Below are 18,363 nucleotides of genomic sequence, written 5' to 3'. Positions count from 1 at the left end.
GATGATAGATACACAACACATAATTTCGCGTTTTATAAAATATGTAACAATTGATACAGAATCTAATCCTGAAAATCCTGCTTTTCCAAGTTCGGAAAATCAATGGGAATTGGCTAAAGTGTTGGAGAAAGAATTGATTGAAATTGGTATGCAAGATGTTGAATTAGATCAAAATTGCTACATTATGGCAACTTTGCCTAGTAATTTAACGTATGAGGTGCCAACAATTGGTTTTATTGCGCATATGGATACAAGTCCAGATTTTACAGGTAAAAATGTAAACCCTCAAATTATTGAAAATTATGATGGTAAAGACATCATTTTAAATGCAGCAAAAAACATCATTTTATCTCCAGATTACTTTGATGACTTATTACAATATAAAGGTCAAACTTTAATTACTACAGATGGGAATACGCTTTTAGGTGCAGATGATAAAGCTGGTATTACAGAAATTGTTTCTGCCATGGAATATCTAATTGAACATCCAGAAATTAAACACGGAAAAATTAGAATTTGTTTTACACCCGATGAAGAAGTTGGCAAAGGTGCACATTTATTTGATGTTGAAAAATTTGGTGCAACATGGGCGTATACTATGGATGGAAGCCAAATTGGTGAATTAGAATACGAAAATTTTAATGCAGCAAGTGCCATAGTTACTATTAAAGGTAAAATTGTACATCCAGGATATGCAAAAGGAAAAATGATTAATTCCATTTTAATTGCCAACGAATATATTGCTGCAATTCCATCTGAAGAAGTACCCGAAAAAACAGAAGGTTATGAAGGTTTTTTCCATTTAGATGACGTAAAAGGAAGTGTGGAAGAAACTGTTTTAGAATATATTATAAGAGATCATGATTTAGATATTTTTGAAAAACGAAAGTATTTAATGCAAAAGATTGCCTTTGATATGAATGAAGAACTAGGGCAAGAATTGATTTCTTTAGAAATTAAAAATCAATATTTTAATATGAAGAAAAAAATAGTTCCTGTAATGCATATTGTAAATATTGTTGAAGAAGTTATGAAAGAAGTTGGCATACAACCTTTAATTAAACCTATAAGAGGTGGTACAGATGGTTCTCAACTTTCTTACAAAGGATTGCCTTGTCCTAATATATTTGCTGGTGGCCATAATTTTCATGGACGTTTTGAATATGTTCCTGTAGAATCTATGCTTAAGGCGACTGAAGTAATTGTAGGAATTGCAACTAAAGTTGCTATAAAATATCGATAAAAAAAATCTTCAAAAATTGCTTTTTGAAGATTTCGTGTTAAAATTGTACAATGAAATACAATTAAGTTGCTTTTACTAATAAAAATCCCCCGAAATTGAATAGTAAAACAACATGAATTCAAATTTAATTTAAAAAAATAATTTTAAAAAATGCTTTATGATAATTCAGGGTTTTTCCCCTTTACATTCAGGTAAAAACCCCTTATAAAAGCAAAATCTTTTTCTTTATTTTCGGTGGTGTAATAAGGTTCAGATATTTTTAACTTTTTATTTTCGAAATCTAAAGTAGCCATTACAATAGGTACATTTGCGCCTTTTGCTATATAGTAAAACCCTGTTTTCCATTCCGTTACTTTTTTGCGAGTTCCTTCTGGAGATAAGGCCAATCTGAAGACTTCCTTTTTACGAAAAATTTCTACAATAGCATCCACCAAATTATTGTTTTTGCTACGATCTACTGGAGTGCCACCCAAAGCTTTAAAGAAATAGCCAAAAGGCCATTTAAAAAGTGATTTTTTTCCAATAAAATTTATCATAATTCCAGAGCTCATTCTAGCTAAAATTGAAATCGGAAAATCTAACCAACTTGTATGTGGAGCAGCAATAACAACGTATTTTTTTGGTTCTCTTGGAAAATCTCCCTCTAATCTCCAGCCTAAAATGTTATATAAAATAAAACTTGCAAATCTTTTCATTCCTTATTTTAATCGATACACAAAATTAAGCATTTAATTATTGACGACTTTATAATCGAATTGCAAATTATTATTTATGAGTGCAGAAATAAAAAGTTATTTCACAAAAAATAGTCGTGAAGCAATTACCTTAAATTTTCTTGTTATTTTTATGATGACAAATAAGTAAATCTTAAAAAATCAATGACAACTTTCATCACCTATTTTATAATCGCATTAATTTTTAGTTTGATTGGTTTTTTAATCGGAAAACTACTCTCAAAATTAAATTTCGAAAAAGAGAAAACATCCATAGAAAAAGAAAAATCTACTTTAGAAGAACGTGTTTCTTTATTACAACAATCTAAAGATATGGTTGAAGATAATTTTATAGAATTGCAAAAAGAGCTTAAAAAACAACAATTTGAGAAAGAAAATTTAATCACTTTAAATACACGTCAAGATTCGGAAAATAAAAATTTGCAGCTAAAATTAGCCGAACACAAAAACGAGGTCGAAAATCTACAGAAAAAATTTACCAATGATTTTGAAATTTTAGCCAATAAAATTTTAGAGGAAAAATCGAATAAATTTACACTTCAGAATAAAGAAAACTTAAAGATTATTTTAAATCCGCTTCAAGAAAAAATTAAGGTTTTTGAAGATAAAGTAGATAAAACGCATAAAGAAAGTATTGATTATCATGCAGCTTTACGTCAACAAATACTAGGGTTAAAAGAGCTAAATCAACAAATGAGCAAAGAAACTCTAAACCTAACCAAAGCATTAAAAGGTGATAACAAAATGCAAGGAAATTGGGGTGAATTAGTTTTAGAACGTGTGTTAGAAAAATCTGGTTTAGAGAAAGATAGAGAATATTTTATGCAGCAAAGTTTTACTACAGATGATGGAAAAAGAGTGTTGCCAGATGTAGTGATTCATTTGCCTGATAACAAAAAAATGGTGGTAGATTCTAAAGTATCTTTAGTGGCTTATGAGCGTTTTATTAATGAAGAAGATGAAGGTTTAAAAGAGCGTTATTTAAAGGAACATCTTATATCGCTTAAAAAACATATTGAGCAATTATCAGATAAAAAATACGAAGACATTTATCAAATTGAATCCCCAGATTTTGTGTTGCTCTTTATACCCATAGAACCTGCTTTTGCTGTGGCTTTAAATACGGATAACAACCTGTATAACAAAGCCTTTGATAAAAACATAGTTATTGTAACTCCCTCTACATTATTAGCAACATTAAGAACTATAGATTCTATGTGGAATAATGAAAAACAACAAAGAAATGCTCTAGAAATAGCAAAACAAGCTGGTGCCTTGTATGATAAATTTCAAGGTTTATTAACAGATTTGGTAAGTATTGGAAAACGAATTGACGATAGTAAAAAAGAATATTCGAGTGCTATGAATAAGTTATTTGATGGTAGAGGAAATTTAATTACTAGTGTAGAAAAGTTAAAAAAAATGGGCGCAAAAGCAAAAAAAGCGATTCCAGAAAAAATTATTGAAAGAGCAAAAAGAGAAAATTAGATTTTAATACGTTAAAATTTAGATAAATACCTTATTTTTTGTTTTATTTTTTTTAAATTTATAATTATTAATTTAAATTTTAAAGTCATGGGGAAAGACGAAAAAAGTATTTACAAGAAGAGTGCAATCAGAGATGGAGTTACTGAAAATAATATTGGTACTCAAAACATGCAAACTAGAGAAAAAAAAATTCTAGAATTTTATGGTAAAGAAGTTTTAACTGGAAAGGATATTGAGGAAGTGAAGAAAATTTCAGAAAGTCATGAATCTTTACAAAATAGACTATTAAATAAGATGATGAAATAATCTTATTTGTAGTATTCTTTATCGTAAAAAATCCCTAATATTTTAAATCCTTTAAAGAGAAATCTTTGAAGGATTTTTTATTGATTGCAAATCATTTAAAAAAATTTTTAAAATTCAAAGAATAAAATCTACCTAAAAATTAATATTAAAAAAAAGTTATTGTAACTATTAACTGCAATTGTTTGCTAATGAGTTAAGATTTATTTTGATTGAATACATACAAAACTACCTTCTCCTATATCTTTGTATAACAAATAAATAAAATCAACAATTATGGGGACAATTGATAATAATAAAGACGAGAACAAAGATAAAAAGCTATATAAAAATGTTGATACAGATGGTGTTACTAAAAATGTAGCTGGCGAACAAACGATTCAAACTGAAGAAACAAAGATTATAAAATCTGAAGATAAAAGTGATGGTAAAGAGGTTTTGATTGGTAAAAAAATTGAAGAAGTTGAAAAAGTAGAAGAAGATCATGAATCTTTACAAAGAAGAATTTTAAACAAATTGATGAAATAAATCAAAAATGTTATGGCAGAGAAATCAAAGCGAGTTAGTGCAGAAAATACAACAAAAGGAAATTCAGGAGATGTACACGAACAAGGTTTACATCCTTTGAAAGGAACCGTCAAAAAAGACGAATATAAAGACAAAGACAGTAGCAAAGAAAGGCTAAAAGGTGAAGATAAAGAAAAATTAGAAAATCAAGTGCATAGTGCTACTGACAATTCTGATAAACGAGTTGCTGATAAGATTCAGAACTCAGAAGAATAATTTTTGAAATCTATTTTTACTTAAACCAATTTATTAACATTTAAACACAATATTATGAATAAGGACACAAACGAAGGAACTTGGAAACAAATTAAAGGTGAGTTTAAAGAAACTTACGGAGAAATTGCAAATGACGAATCTGCAGAAGCAGAAGGAAAAAAAGATAAAATGTTTGGAGAAATCCAAGAAAAATATGGTAAAACCAAAGATGAAATTGCAGAAGCAGTTAAAAATTGGTAATATTTTTTTCAGTTTCTTAAAAACAGAAAAGCATTCAATAATTTAATTATTGGATGCTTTTTTTATTTTACAATTTCTTTTAATCTTTTTACTAAAGATCCTACAGTTAAACCTTGTACTATAATAGAAAAAACAACAACTACGTAGGTAATTACCAAAAATAAATCTCTGTGCATATCTGAGGTTAATCCTAAAGCCAAAGCAATAGAAATTCCACCTCTTAAACCACCCCAAGTCATAATTAAATTAGTTTTTGGTACAAAATCCAATTTCTTTTTAAAGATATTTATGGGTAAGAATAAAGAAATATATCTACAAGCTAACACTACAGGAATTGCAATAAGGCCAGCTATCATATATTTGCCTTCAAAAACTAATAAAAGCATTTCCATACCAATTAAAACGAATAAAATAGCATTTAATAAAATGTCTAATAATTCCCAAAATTTGTCTACATATTTTTCCGTATTTTCTGACATAGTAGCAGATCTAACAGTATCGTTCCCAACAATTAAACCAGCAGTAACCATTGCCAAAGGAGCAGATAAATGCAACTTATGAGCAATTACAGTTCCACCCATAACAGCTGCTAAGGTGATGATTACTTCAATATCATAATCGTCAATTGTTTTTAACAACTTGTAAGAAACCCAACCTAAAACAGCACCTAAAGCAATTCCACCTAAAACTTCTTGACCAAATAATTGTAACACATCTGTTACAGTTGTATTTTCAACACCCGAACTTGCAATTTGAAAGATGGTTAAAAAAACAACAACTCCTACTCCATCATTAAATAAAGACTCACCAACAATTTTGGTTTCTAATTTTTTAGGAACATTTGCTTGTTTTAAAATTCCTAATACAGCAATAGGATCTGTTGGTGTTATTAAGGCTCCAAAAAGTAAACAATAGATAAAATTGACATCAAAATTTAAAACTTGAAGTAAAAAAAACATAACAATCCCAACTAAAAAAGTAGATGTTAAAACCCCTAATGTAGAAAATAATAAAATTGGCCAACGCTGAATTTTAAGCTGTTCAAAATTGGTATGTAAAGCACCTGCAAATAAAAGGAAACTTAACATTTCGTCTAGTAAAACTGTTTTAAAATCGATACTTGAAATAATAGATTTTTCTAAATCTAGTAAAGTAGTATCAAAAACGCTTATCAATAAAATAATTAACGTAAAAACGATGGTTATAATCATCAACCCAATCGTATTGGGCATTTTTAGAAAACGAACATTAATATATCCAAAAATAGCAGATAAAAATATGAGTATTGTAGCAATTAAATAAGCATCCATTTTTTTGTTTTTTCAAATTTATTAAAAGAATTTTTAATCATCAATAGTAAAGCCTCTTATTTAATAAATCATTTTAGATATTAAAAAGTTGAAGTAATTAAATATAAAAAAATTGACATTTATCATAATTTGTAAAATAAAGTAAGCTTAATTTTGAATAAATTTAAGGTTCTTAAGTAAAGGATCTACTTTTTAAGTTGTAACTTAAAAAAGAGCCTTATTTTATAATTAATAGCTATGAATATTCTTTTTTCTATTTTATCATTAGTGCCTATTTTAGTACTGCTTTTAATTAGTTTACTCAAAGGTGTAAAAGCCGGTGTTTATTCTGGTTTTATTATAACAACCGTATTATTTTTTGTTTGGGATAGTTCTTTTATTGCTTTTCCTGCTACTTTGGTTTCTGCTTTTATCGATACTATTTCTATATTGATGATTATTTTTGGAGCTTTATTACTTCATGCTAATATGGAGCAAGTAGGTTTTATTGAAGAAATAAAAATCTCTTTAAAAAAAGCACACCATGACTCTAGTTTTCAATTTTACTTTTTAGCTTTTTTTTTAACGGCTTTTTTTGAAAGTGTTGCAGGTTTTGGAACTCCAGGGGCTATTGTACCTTTATTATTAATTTCTTTAGGCTTCTCTCCTATTTTATCTATTGTTGTTGTTTTATTAATTGATGGTTTATTTGCAATTACTGGCGCTGTTGGCACACCTGTTATTGCTGGTTTTGGAGATAATTTAAACTTACAACCTTCTCAAATTAATCATATTTATATATATGCTTCTTGTTTTATGATTATTTCTGGAGCAGTAATCCTTATTTTTATTAAGCGTTTTGTAGTGCAAGAAAATCCTAAAATTTCTGCATATGGTTGGAGAATGTACTTTAGTGTTACAATTCCTTTTGTAATTTTATCATTTTTTCTACAAGAATTAACAGGAATTGTGGCTGCAACAGTTATGGGAATAATTGCTTATTTCTTCTTTTTTACGAATAAAAATTTAGTTTGGAAACCATGGTTACCTTATGCAATTCTTATGTTTTTGCTATTAATGCCAAAAATCATAACACCTTTACAACCTTTAATAGCCTTTAAATTATCATTTAACGAAATTTTTAACTCATCTGTAAGCGCATCATTTTCACCTTTTAGATCGCCTCTTTTTCCTTTTGTATTTGCTGCTATTTGCACTGCTATTTTAGGTAAAAAACGTAAGATGCAGTTAAAACCTGTATTTAAAAAAACCTTAGGTGTGTTTTTTATTTTATTTCCATCTTTATGCATTACACAATTAATGTTATCTAGTGGTTCTGAAATGCCTTCTATGATTGATACAATGTCTATTTTATTTGCAAAAACAGGAAGTGCTTACCCTTTAATTAGTCCGTTTATTGGTGTAATGGGTACTTTTATTACAGGAAGCACAACAGTTTCCAACCTTATTTTTGGTTCAGTACAATATAATACAGCAGAAAGTTTAAGTTTATCTTCAGAAATTATATTAGCAATGCAATTAAATGGTGCTTCTTTGGGAAATGCTATTTGTTTATTTAATATTATTTCTGCTGCTGCAGTAGCAGGTGTTCATCAGTATACAAAAATATTAAGTAAAAATATTGCTCCAGTTTTATTGGCAACATTTGTAATATCTGTAATTGGTATGATCATAATAAACTTGATAAAAATTAGTGGTTAAATATCTTGATAAATAACTTTAACCGAATCATTATAACGTATTAAAATTATTTTCACTCTCATTTGAAGTGCATTTAATAATCTTTGAATTGCAAAATATAAATTTTGCCTTTAGCTTGTATGCTGATTGAATACGAACAGCTCAATCTAACAACGTTTAGTAATATACTAATTTAACCTAATAACCTCTATAATTTACTTTAATAAAAAATTCCTATAATCAAAAAAAACACCACTCGATAAAGTGGTGCTTTTCTATTATTTAATTTTAAAAAGTAATAGTTTACATTACAAATAATCTGCGAGAACCCATCATATCTGCAACTCTATCACCAATTTCATGTAAAGCTTCTTCATTGTCTGCATTTTGCAAAGCTTCATCAATAAAATCAACGACAGCTTTCATATCAGCAACTTTTAAACCTCTTGTAGTTATTGCAGGTGTTCCAATTCTAATTCCAGAAGTAACAAAAGGAGATTTATCATCAAAAGGAACCATATTTTTATTTACAGTAATATCTGCTTTACCTAGTGCAATTTCTGCATCTTTACCAGAGATATTTTTATTTCTTAAATCTATTAACATACAGTGATTGTCTGTTCCTCCAGAAATAATATCATAACCTTTAGCAACAAATTCTTTAGCCATTGCAGCAGCATTTTCTTTTACTTGAATTTGATATTCTAAAAACTCATCTGTTAAAGCCTCACCAAAAGCAATGGCTTTTGCAGCAATAACGTGCTCTAAAGGACCTCCTTGATTTCCAGGAAAAACAGCAGAGTTTAGCAAAGTAGACATCATTTTTGGTTTGCCAGATTTTAAAGTTTCTCCAAACGGATTTTCAAAATCTTTACCAATCATAATGATTCCTCCTCTTGGTCCACGTAACGTTTTATGTGTTGTAGACGTTACAATATGACAATGAGGTAATGGATCATTTAAAATTCCTTTTGCAATTAAACCTGCAGGATGAGAAATATCTGCCATTAAAATTGCGCCAACTGAATCTGCAATTTTTCTAAAACGTTCAAAATCGATATCTCTAGAATAAGCAGAAGCACCAGCAATAATTAATTTTGGTTGTTCTTTGGTAGCCGTTTCTTGAATTTTATCATAATTTAAAATACCAGTTTCTTTATCTACTCCATAAAAAACAGGATTGTATAATTTACCAGAAAAATTTACTGGAGAACCATGTGTTAAATGGCCACCATGAGACAAATCGAATCCTAAAATTTTATCTCCAGGTTTTAAACAAGCAAAAAATACAGCTGTATTTGCTTGAGAACCAGAATGTGGCTGCACGTTTACATATTCAGCACCAAACAATTCTTTAGCTCTATCAATAGCAATTTGCTCTACAATATCTACAATTTCACAACCTCCATAATAACGCTTTCCAGGATATCCTTCAGCATATTTATTGGTTAAAATAGAACCTTGAGCTTGCATAACTTGATCACTTACAAAGTTTTCTGAAGCTATTAATTCCAAACCATTTAATTGTCTTTCTTTCTCTTCCTGAATCAGGTCAAAAATTTGATTATCTATTTGCATTCTTGGTATAATTTATTAAAAACTCAAAATTAATTAAAATCGCCTTGTAAATAAAGTCTTTTTGTGGTTGTTTTCAACAAGTTATTAATAATTATACATAATAGATTAAAGTAATCTTAAAATTACATTTTTCATTAAATAATAGTTTTAAAATGATAAAAAATTATGTAGGTTTGAAGAACTAAAAAAAAATCAGACGAATGATCATAACAGCAAACAACCCAAAAAGAAAATCTTGGTTAAAAGTAAAAGAAAATTCAGATTTCCCTATCCAAAATATTCCTTTTGGCGTTTTTATAACTAGAGATGATATTATTACCATTGGAAGTAGAATTGGAGATTTTGCCATAGATTTAGGCGCATTTCATCAATTAGGGTATTTTGAAGGCATTCCTTTAACAGACGATATGTTTCTGCAAGATAATTTAAATGATTTTATTGCTGATGGAAGAAAAACATGGAGATTGGTTCGTAATAGAATTGCTGAAGTTTTTGATGTAACCAATGGTTCTTTAAGAGATAATGCCAACCATAAAGATAAAATTATTTTTAGAATGGAAGAAGTAGAAATGCTGTTGCCAGTTGCTGTTGGCGATTATACAGATTTTTACTCAAGTAAAGAACACGCAACAAATGTGGGTTCATTATTTAGAGATCCAGAGAATGCATTATTACCAAATTGGTTGCACATTCCTGTGGGTTATCATGGAAGAAGTTCTTCTATTGTGCCTTCTGGAACACCAATAAGAAGACCTTATGGACAAACAAAACCTGCTGAAGGAAGCAATACTCCAGGATTTGGCCCAACAAAATTATTAGATTTTGAGTTAGAAATGGCTTTTATTACTACAGATGCCAATGTTTTAGGAGAAAGAATACCAATTGAAGAAACAGAAGAATATATTTTTGGTTTGGTACAATTTAACGATTGGTCTGCAAGAGATATTCAAGCTTGGGAATATGTGCCTTTAGGGCCGTTTTTAGGAAAGAGTTTTGCTTCTACGATTTCTCCTTGGATTGTTACTTTAGATGCTTTAGAACCTTTTAGAACTGAAAATCCAAAACAAGTTGTAGAGCCTTTACCTTATTTAAAACAAGAAGGAAAAGGAAGTTATGATATTAATTTGCAAGTAGGCATCAAACCAGAAAATGGTGAAGAAACTGTGGTTGCAAAATCGAACTTTAAGTATATGTATTGGACTATGGCTCAGCAATTGGCACACCATACAGTAAATGGTTGCCCAGTAGAGGCTGGAGATATGATGGGTTCTGGAACAATTTCTGGCCCAACAAAAGACAGTTATGGTTCTATGTTAGAGTTAACTTGGAAAGGACAAAACCCAGTAAAATTAAAAGATGGAACAACGCGTAAATTTATCAATGATAATGATACTGTAATTATGCGTGCGCATTGTAAAAATGATAAAGTGCGTATTGGTTTTGGAGAATGTGTTGGGAAAGTTTTGCCTGCGAAATAAAAATATACTTACCTTTTTTAAAAAAATTAAGGCTTCACTTTTCGTGAAGCTTTTTTTTGTTTAAACAAATCTAATATCAACATATAATAAACTTAAATACAAATAATTAGCTTTTTAATTCGTTAAAAAAATCTTGTTTTTGATTGATAATTTAAATAAAGAAACCTGTTATATTACTATAACAGGCTCCTAATCAAACTAAAATCAACCAAATTTAAGTTCAAACTATTTTATAGGGGTATAACGTTTTTTAAAAGAGTACCCATTACTTAAGAGCAATAGGTACTCAAATCCAACTAAAACTAACCAAACTATTTTTAATGCTTTCTAAAATAAGTTAGCAATTATTTGATTTTTATTAATTTTTAAGGGGTATTAATTTTTTTTAAAATACTGTTAAATTGAATCTCACTTATACATACGAAGTAAATTGATGTGCGGTTTTAAAAAATGTAACTTTTTTACTATTTTTTCTAAAAACCCTTTTAGATATAGAGAAATAGCCTTCTAAAATAATTCACTATATCATTATATATTTGTAATATTGTAATAGAAACGATATAAACTATTGGAAAAAACAACAAAAAAAATATCTTGGAGAGAAAAAATTCATGAAATTATTTATGAAGCAGATACACAAGAAGGTAAACTTTTTGATGTTATTCTGTTAGTTGTAATTATTGCCAGTATTTTATTGGTAATGTTAGAGAGTGTAAAAAGTTTTGATGCTAAATTTCATGAATACTTATATATTGGTGAATGGATTATTACCATCTTTTTTTCGGTTGAATATATTTTAAGGATAATTTCTATTAAAAAACCTTTGAAATATGTTTTAAGTTTTTATGGTATTATAGATTTATTGGCAACCATACCAATGTATTTATCATTTATTTTAGTAGGTTCTCACAGTTTAGTTGCTTTAAGAGCTCTGCGTTTATTGCGTGTTTTTAGAATTTTAAAACTTGCAAGATATACAGGAGCATCAGAAAAATTAAAACTAGCCATGAGAGCTAGTAAAGCTAAAATATCTGTATTTCTTTTCTTTGTTATAATTGTTTGTATTATTCTTGGCACTATCATGTATATGGTTGAGGGTGCAGAAAATGGTTTTACAAACATTCCTAAAAGTATTTATTGGGCAATAGTAACATTAACAACAGTTGGTTTTGGTGATATTGCACCACAAACACCTTTAGGCCAACTAATAGCAAGTGTTATTATGATTTTAGGATACGCTATTATTGCAATTCCAACAGGTATTGTAAGTTCTGAGTTAACAAAATCTACTTTAAGCGAAGATAACAATACACAATCTTGCCCAACTTGTTTAAAAGAAAAGCACAAAGATAAAGCTGTTTTTTGTTACAATTGTGGAAGCGTTTTAAATCCGTAATTTGTTATGAAAAATACGTTGATAACCATCGTTGGTCCTACAGCAATTGGTAAAACTGCTTTAAGTATAGTTTTAGCTAATCATTTTAAAAGTGATATTATTTCTTGCGATTCAAGACAATTCTTTAAAGAAATGACTATTGGAACTGCTGTTCCTTCTATTAATGAACTAAATGCTGCAAAACATCATTTTATACAAAACAGAAGTATTTTTGATGCTTATAATGTTGGCGAATTCGAAAGAGATGCTTTAGCAAAATTAGAAGAATTGTTTTTAGAAAATCCAATACAAATTATGGTTGGTGGTAGTGGTTTGTATGTGGATGCTGTTTTAAAAGGATTGGATTATTTTCCTGAAGTTGATCCACAAATAAGAGAAAACTTAACAAAAGAACTTAAAGAACAGGGCATTGAAAGTTTACAAAACAAACTACAAGAATTAGACATAGAAACCTATAATAACATTGCTTTAGACAATCCTCATAGAATAATGAGAGCGTTAGAAGTTTGTATTGGTTCTGGTAAAACATATTCCGAATTTAAAAACAAACCTAAAGAACCAAGAAATTTTAACTGTATAAAAATTGGTTTAACTGCAGAAAGAGAAATCATTTACAGCAGAATAAACCAACGAGTAGATATAATGATTAAAAATGGTTTAATTAAAGAAGCAAAAAACCTACATCAACATAAAAACTTAAACGCATTACAAACGGTTGGCTATAGAGAATTATTTTCTTATTTTGATACTAATTTTACAATGGAATTCGCCATTTCAGAAATCAAAAAAAATACAAGACGCTTTGCAAAAAGACAAATAACCTGGTTTAAAAGAGACGAAGAAACACTGTGGTTTGATTATAAATCGGACGCAAAAAAAATTATTAGTGAAATTGAAAATAGGATAAAAAATGAAAGATAGAATTTTACAATTCTTTAGAAAAGTTTATCACTTAAAAGATAAAATTGCTTTTTATCCTACTATTATTTCTTTAGCTGGGTGTGTGTTTGCATATATAATGATGTATGCAGAAAGTAAAGGAATCTCAAACTATTTAATAGAATTTTTACCACAGTTAGTAATCAATAATACTGAAACTGCCAGAAATATTTTAACAACATTTATTGGAGGTTTAATTTCAATTATGGTGTTTAGTTTTTCTATGGTGATGATTTTATTAAATCAGGCTTCTAGTAATTTTTCGCCAAGATTGTTGCCAGGATTAATATCAAATAGAAAACATCAAATAATTTTAGGCATTTATATCGCTACTATTTTATACTGTATTTTTATTTTAGTTTTTATTGAACCTTCAGGCAATAAATACCAACTTCCTGGCTTTTCTGTACTTTGGAGTATTATTTTTATGGTTTTTTCACTGGGCTCTTTTATCTACTTTATTCATTCAATATCGCAAGAAATTCAAATTGAATTTATAATGAAGAGAATTAGTACAACTGCGCATAAAAAATTGCAAAAACTATTAGATTTAGAAAAAGATAAAGAATTTAATTTTCCAGATACTTCTAATTGGATTGATTTTGAATCGAAAGAAACTGGTTATTTTCAAGATGTTTCCATAAAAATTATTAAGGAAATTGTACTTAAACAAGAATGTAAAGTAGAAGTTGTTGCCCAAAAAGGTACACTTTGTTATAAAGGAGATGTTCTTTTTAAAATTGAAAAAGAATTAGAAGAAAATAATACTGATAAAATATATAAAGCGTTTGATTTTTCGAATGATGAATTTATAGAAGATAATTATTTAATAGCCTTTAAACACCTAAAAGAAATTGCTTTAAAAGCGATGTCTCCAGGAATAAATGATCCAGGAACAGCTATGAATGCTATCGATTATTTACACGAATTATTTAAGCTAAGAATTTTAAAAGAAGAAAAAGATTATATTTTTGAAGAAGAAAAATGTATTATTTTATTACATATTGTAGCTTTCGAGGATCTACTTTATAAAGTAATGGCATCTTTAAGAACCTATTGTAAACACGATGTTATTATAGTAAAAAAGATACTTTTATTTTTAAAAGATCTAAAAACATATACCTCTAAAGACGATAAAATTAAAATTATCAACAAAGAAATAGAAAACTTTTTGGCAGATGCAAAAATTGCCATTACCAATAAAACTGATTTAGAAAAACTAGAAAATATTTAATATAAAAAATTAAACATTATTTGTGATATGCAAATTTGGGCAATTCGTTCACTTTTATATCTTTGCCATAGATAAATTACAACCATGAAATTAAAATTTACTTTATTATTAGTTGCTTTTATAAGCACTATTGCAATTGCTCAAACAAAAACAGGAACTATCAACAGCGATTATATTATAAATAATATGCCAGAATATGAGATTGTTGTTTCAAGATCTCAAGAATATGGAGCAAGATTAGATTCTACGTTCTCTATTAAAATGGCAGATTATCAAACTCGTGTAAAAGACTTTAGAGATAAGGAAAAAGAAATGGGTGCTTTAATGAAAAAAACATTGGTTCAAGAATTAACAGCTCTTGAGCAAGATGTAAAAAAATATCAAGATAATGGAAACAAACTCATGCAATTAAAACAAAACGAGTTAATGCGTCCATTATATAAAAAACTGAATCTTGCCATCGATGAAGTTGCTAAGGAAAATGGATATACTCATATTTTAACAAGTACTGGAAACCAGTTTGCTTACATAGATCAAAAGTTTGATATTACAAAACTAGTAATGGAAAAATTAAACATTAAAGTACCAGAAGTTAAAGAACCTGAACAAAATTAATTTTCGTTTTAAACATACAAAAACCTCACTAAAAGTGAGGTTTTTGTGTTATAAATAGTTTATGTATTTAGGCACTTTCAGAATTAAATAAACACTTGTTTATCAGTTAAATAAGTTGTATTTTAGATAAACCAAACCCCGTAAATAGGCAAAAAGCCTAAAAAACGGGGTTTTTCTTTTTTACAAATATGAAAATACGAAGAATTTCTGACTTCCAGTACTCTTTTTCTTTTTTATCCTCTACAGAGGAATTAGAAAAATTCAAAGCACGTTTTTTAATGTCTGATTTAGGTAAAATTTACAGTGCAATTCCTTGGAAAAATTTAGTCAAATCATTTAAAATTACAGAAGCTATCAAAGGACCAGACTGTATTTTTAGCCCTCAAGGAAAATTAGGTTTAATGTTTTTAAAACATTATGCTTGTTGTTCTGATAAGCGTTTGATTGAGCAGTTGAATTCCAATTATAATTATCAGTTTTTTTGTGGTATTTATTTAGGATTTGATACCCTTGAAAACTATAAAATAGTGAGTCAAATACGTTGCGAATTAGCTGCTGATTTAAACATTAGTTCAACAGAAAAAATACTATTTAATTATTGGAGTAAATATATTGATGAACAAGAAAAAGCAACAACAGATGCCACTTGTTATGAGAGTGAAGTTCGCTATCCAACAGATCAAAAACTATTGAAAGAATCTGTTGACTGGTGCTATAAACAAATGAAGATAATTTGTAAATCTTTAGGTGTAAAACTTCCTAGAACCAAATACTTGAAATGGTCAAAAAGATATGTTGGTTATAGTAAAATGCGAAGAAAAACAACAAAGAAAAGAACCTCCATAACAAGAGCTTTTTTAAAACTATTACGCAAATTATTAGCGGAGATTAAAACTCTTGAAAAACAACATTATTTTACAATGCCAAATCGTTTTTATAAAACACTAAATACAGTAAAAAAAATATTCTCACAACAGTATTTACTGTTTGAGAAAGGAGAAAAACCAAAGAATAGAATCGTAAGCATAAGCAAAGATTACTTACGTCCAATAGTGAGAGGAAAAGAGATAAAAAAAGTAGAATTTGGGGCAAAAGTAAACAAACTTCAAATTGATGGAATTAACTTTATACAGAAAATAAGTTTTGATAACTTTAATGAAGGGACACAATTTAAAAATACAGTTTATAAGGCACAAGGATTAACCAATAGGAAAATTAAAATACTTGGTGCAGATGCTATTTATGCAACGAATAAGAACAGAGTTTTTGCAACTTCAAACCATATACAAACAGACTTCAAACCTAAAGGAAGACCTTCAAAGCATCATAAAGAGCAAAAAAAGCTCAAAAAAATGATTACCAAAGAAAGAGCTTCTAGATTAGAGGGGGGTTTTGGTAAAGAAAAGGAACATTATCATCTAAAAAAGATAAAAGCGAAAACCAAACCAACAGAAATACTTTGGATATTCTTTGGTATTCATACTGCAAATTGCCTTGAAATTGGCAGAAGAATGCAAAATCAAATTTTACAAAAAGTAGCCTAAATTTTTAAAATAAAAATTAAAAACACAGGATAACTATGCAATAAGGTTACTGCGAAACATAAAAAAGGTATATAAATTAAAAAAGTGATGAGGTCGTCTAAAAAGCATTTTTTAGGCGATTTTTTATTTTGTTAATTTTTTCTTGCGATTTTTTAAGAATGATTTAAAAAATACTCAGATTTAAAAAAAGTATAGTTTTTCTAAATAGTTAAACTGTACTTTTTTAAGTTATGTGCCATTGCAATTAGCCCTATTTCAACATTTACTTTACGTGTTCCTCTTAGCATAAATCGTTTAAAGTTCATGTTTTGTTTGATATTTCCAAAAACAGCTTCTACATCCCAACAGCGTTGTTTTCGCTTTGCAATGCCTTGTTCAGAGTTGAGTAATATTTTAGCTTTTGATTTTAATCGTATTAAATTATAATTCCTTTCTATAACTCGATTTGTTTTTGATTTATGACATAGTGTTCTTAAAGGGCAACCTTTACAGTTTTGTGCTTGGTATCTGTGTATTTCTTGGATAAATCCGTTCTTAGTATTTCTTTTATAAGTATCTATAAGTTTCATTTCTTGTCCTATAGGACAGTAATAAAGATCTTTCTCTCTATTATAATGTAATTCATTAGGATGGAAAGGATTTGTTTTTCCTCTTTTTTTATCTAATTGCTCTTTATGGAAGTAATTGTATTTTACAAAAGCGGTAATTTCTTTATCTTCTAAATCTGTATAATTTTCTTCACTTCCATAGCCTGCATCTGCTGTGAGCGTCTCTGGAGTTTGGTCATAATTTTCGATATGATTGTTAAGGTGTTCTTTTAAAGTAGTGGTGTCTGCTGTGGTTTGTGCTAAAGTGTAATTGGTAAGGTATTGATTGTTGGTAGAGGCTTGTATATTATAGGCAGGTTTGAGTTGTCCATTTTGCATATGATCATCTTTCATTCGCATAAAAGTAGCGTCATTATCAGTTTTACTATAACTATTTCTACCCTGTAAAATAGCTTCTTGTTTTTCATATTTCGCTAAATTAGCTGGCCAGTTTTTCTTGGCATAATTCAGCTTCTGCTTTACTTTTTTATCAATTACTTTGCCTTGTAAAACTTCATTTATTTTATCAATTGTAGCTTCAACTTGCTCCGCATTTATCTGCTCAAAATCTGGTGTATTGGGTATATGTTGTTCCTCTTTGTAAACCTTCTCTACATAAGACCAAAGCTCTTTCAACTGTTTTTCAATGCGAGTTTTACTGGTTTTAATAGATTTACCCCAAACAAAAGTATAGCGATTTGCATTGGCTTCTATTTTAGTACCATCTACAAAAATATCTTTTAAACTGATAACTCCTTGCTCAACAAGCAGTAAAACTACTTGATGGAATATGGGCTTGAAATGTTCTTGAAGTCTTTTACCTCTAAAATCATTAATTGTGTTATGATCAGGTTTGTTTTGTCCACTTAACCACATAAAATGGATGTTCTCTGATAAAGCTTGTTCTATTTTTCTTGAAGAATATAAATTACGTAAATAAGCATAAATTAATATTTTTAGCAACATTCTTGGGTGATAGCTTGAGGTGCCTCCACCTTTATAACTCTCTTCTAATTTACTAATATCTACATGGTCTATAATCGTATTAACAATACGAACTGGATGATTCTTTGGAACTAAATCATCATAACTGGGAGGTAAAAGACTCAACTGATCTTGAGTGTAAGTCTTAAAAACAACTTTTCTGCTCATTCTTAAAAATACGAAATTCTTTAAAAATTTGCAAAAAAAAAGACTGCCTTTTCAGACAG

At 28.6% G+C, this 18,363-nt stretch carries 17 protein-coding genes; 13 read left to right on the top strand and 4 right to left on the bottom strand.

Going from position 1 to position 18,363, the window contains the following annotated elements; translation table 11 throughout:
* The first annotated feature begins 1 nt into the window (after position 1).
* Positions 2–1,243 carry a peptidase T gene (gene pepT, locus P161_RS0114345; protein ID WP_026777615.1) on the top strand — a complete coding sequence of 414 codons (1,242 nt, stop codon included), beginning with the start codon at positions 2–4 and terminating at the stop codon, positions 1,241–1,243.
* A gap of 155 nt (positions 1,244–1,398) precedes the next feature.
* Here the strand turns inward: pepT and P161_RS0114340 are convergent, their stop codons facing one another.
* Positions 1,399–1,938, bottom strand: a complete 540-nt coding sequence (locus P161_RS0114340) for a 1-acyl-sn-glycerol-3-phosphate acyltransferase (RefSeq protein WP_026777614.1) — start codon at positions 1,936–1,938, stop codon at positions 1,399–1,401.
* 183 nt (positions 1,939–2,121) lie between these two features.
* On the opposite strand from P161_RS0114340, the gene rmuC reads away from it, so the two are divergent.
* The 5 genes from rmuC to P161_RS0114315 all read left to right on the top strand — a co-directional run bounded on the left by rmuC (position 2,122) and on the right by P161_RS0114315 (position 4,791).
* Positions 2,122–3,465 (top strand): DNA recombination protein RmuC, encoded by a 1,344-nt coding sequence (gene rmuC, locus P161_RS0114335; RefSeq protein WP_026777613.1) that lies wholly within the window; start codon positions 2,122–2,124, stop codon positions 3,463–3,465.
* Positions 3,466–3,552: 87 nt separating this feature from the next.
* Complete coding sequence (locus P161_RS0114330) at positions 3,553–3,771, top strand: hypothetical protein (RefSeq protein ID WP_026777612.1); 219 nt, start codon at positions 3,553–3,555, stop codon at positions 3,769–3,771.
* Between the two features lie 273 nt (positions 3,772–4,044).
* Positions 4,045–4,296 (top strand): hypothetical protein, encoded by a 252-nt coding sequence (locus tag P161_RS0114325; RefSeq protein WP_026777611.1) that lies wholly within the window; start codon positions 4,045–4,047, stop codon positions 4,294–4,296.
* A gap of 12 nt (positions 4,297–4,308) precedes the next feature.
* A complete protein-coding gene (locus P161_RS0114320; RefSeq protein WP_026777610.1) occupies positions 4,309–4,551 on the top strand; it encodes a hypothetical protein in 243 nt (80 codons plus the stop codon).
* A gap of 54 nt (positions 4,552–4,605) precedes the next feature.
* Positions 4,606–4,791, top strand: a complete 186-nt coding sequence (locus tag P161_RS0114315) for a CsbD family protein (protein WP_026777609.1) — start codon at positions 4,606–4,608, stop codon at positions 4,789–4,791.
* Between the two features lie 62 nt (positions 4,792–4,853).
* Here the strand turns inward: P161_RS0114315 and P161_RS0114310 are convergent, their stop codons facing one another.
* The gene (locus P161_RS0114310) at positions 4,854–6,101 is read right to left on the bottom strand and encodes a sodium:proton antiporter (protein ID WP_026777608.1); all 1,248 of its coding nucleotides are present in this window, start codon (positions 6,099–6,101) and stop codon (positions 4,854–4,856) included.
* A gap of 237 nt (positions 6,102–6,338) precedes the next feature.
* Here P161_RS0114310 and P161_RS0114305 point away from each other — a divergent pair, with 237 nt between their 5' ends.
* Positions 6,339–7,802, top strand: coding sequence for an L-lactate permease (locus P161_RS0114305; RefSeq protein WP_026777607.1), 1,464 nt, complete (start codon positions 6,339–6,341; stop codon positions 7,800–7,802).
* A gap of 282 nt (positions 7,803–8,084) precedes the next feature.
* Here P161_RS0114305 and glyA read toward each other — a convergent pair whose 3' ends face one another.
* Positions 8,085–9,359 carry a serine hydroxymethyltransferase gene (gene glyA / locus P161_RS0114300; RefSeq protein WP_026777606.1) on the bottom strand — a complete coding sequence of 425 codons (1,275 nt, stop codon included), beginning with the start codon at positions 9,357–9,359 and terminating at the stop codon, positions 8,085–8,087.
* 200 nt (positions 9,360–9,559) lie between these two features.
* Here glyA and fahA point away from each other — a divergent pair, with 200 nt between their 5' ends.
* From fahA to P161_RS19955, 6 genes are all read left to right on the top strand, one after another.
* Positions 9,560–10,837, top strand: coding sequence for a fumarylacetoacetase (fahA, locus tag P161_RS0114295; RefSeq protein ID WP_026777605.1), 1,278 nt, complete (start codon positions 9,560–9,562; stop codon positions 10,835–10,837).
* Between the two features lie 568 nt (positions 10,838–11,405).
* Positions 11,406–12,233, top strand: coding sequence for an ion transporter (locus P161_RS0114290; protein ID WP_026777604.1), 828 nt, complete (start codon positions 11,406–11,408; stop codon positions 12,231–12,233).
* A 6-nt stretch (positions 12,234–12,239) separates the two neighbouring features.
* Positions 12,240–13,154, top strand: a complete 915-nt coding sequence (gene miaA / locus P161_RS0114285; RefSeq protein ID WP_026777603.1) for a tRNA (adenosine(37)-N6)-dimethylallyltransferase MiaA — start codon at positions 12,240–12,242, stop codon at positions 13,152–13,154.
* Positions 13,144–14,406, top strand: coding sequence for a DUF2254 domain-containing protein (locus tag P161_RS0114280; protein WP_026777602.1), 1,263 nt, complete (start codon positions 13,144–13,146; stop codon positions 14,404–14,406). The genes miaA and P161_RS0114280 overlap by 11 nt, the downstream gene beginning before the upstream one ends.
* Before the next feature lie 84 nt (positions 14,407–14,490).
* The gene (locus tag P161_RS0114275) at positions 14,491–15,021 is read left to right on the top strand and encodes an OmpH family outer membrane protein (protein WP_026777601.1); all 531 of its coding nucleotides are present in this window, start codon (positions 14,491–14,493) and stop codon (positions 15,019–15,021) included.
* Between the two features lie 188 nt (positions 15,022–15,209).
* A complete protein-coding gene (locus P161_RS19955) occupies positions 15,210–16,565 on the top strand; it encodes a transposase (protein ID WP_026775079.1) in 1,356 nt (451 codons plus the stop codon).
* A gap of 200 nt (positions 16,566–16,765) precedes the next feature.
* Here P161_RS19955 and P161_RS0114265 read toward each other — a convergent pair whose 3' ends face one another.
* Positions 16,766–18,304: an IS1182 family transposase gene (locus P161_RS0114265; RefSeq protein ID WP_026775472.1), complete on the bottom strand. Its 1,539-nt coding sequence runs from the start codon at positions 18,302–18,304 to the stop codon at positions 16,766–16,768.
* Between the last annotated feature and the right edge of the window lie 59 nt (positions 18,305–18,363).

This window comes from Polaribacter sp. Hel_I_88 (assembly GCF_000687935.1).
GTDB lineage: Bacteria > Bacteroidota > Bacteroidia > Flavobacteriales > Flavobacteriaceae > Polaribacter.
Note: the sequence above shows the minus strand (reverse complement) of the source record. Positions and strands in the feature narration are given on the sequence as shown.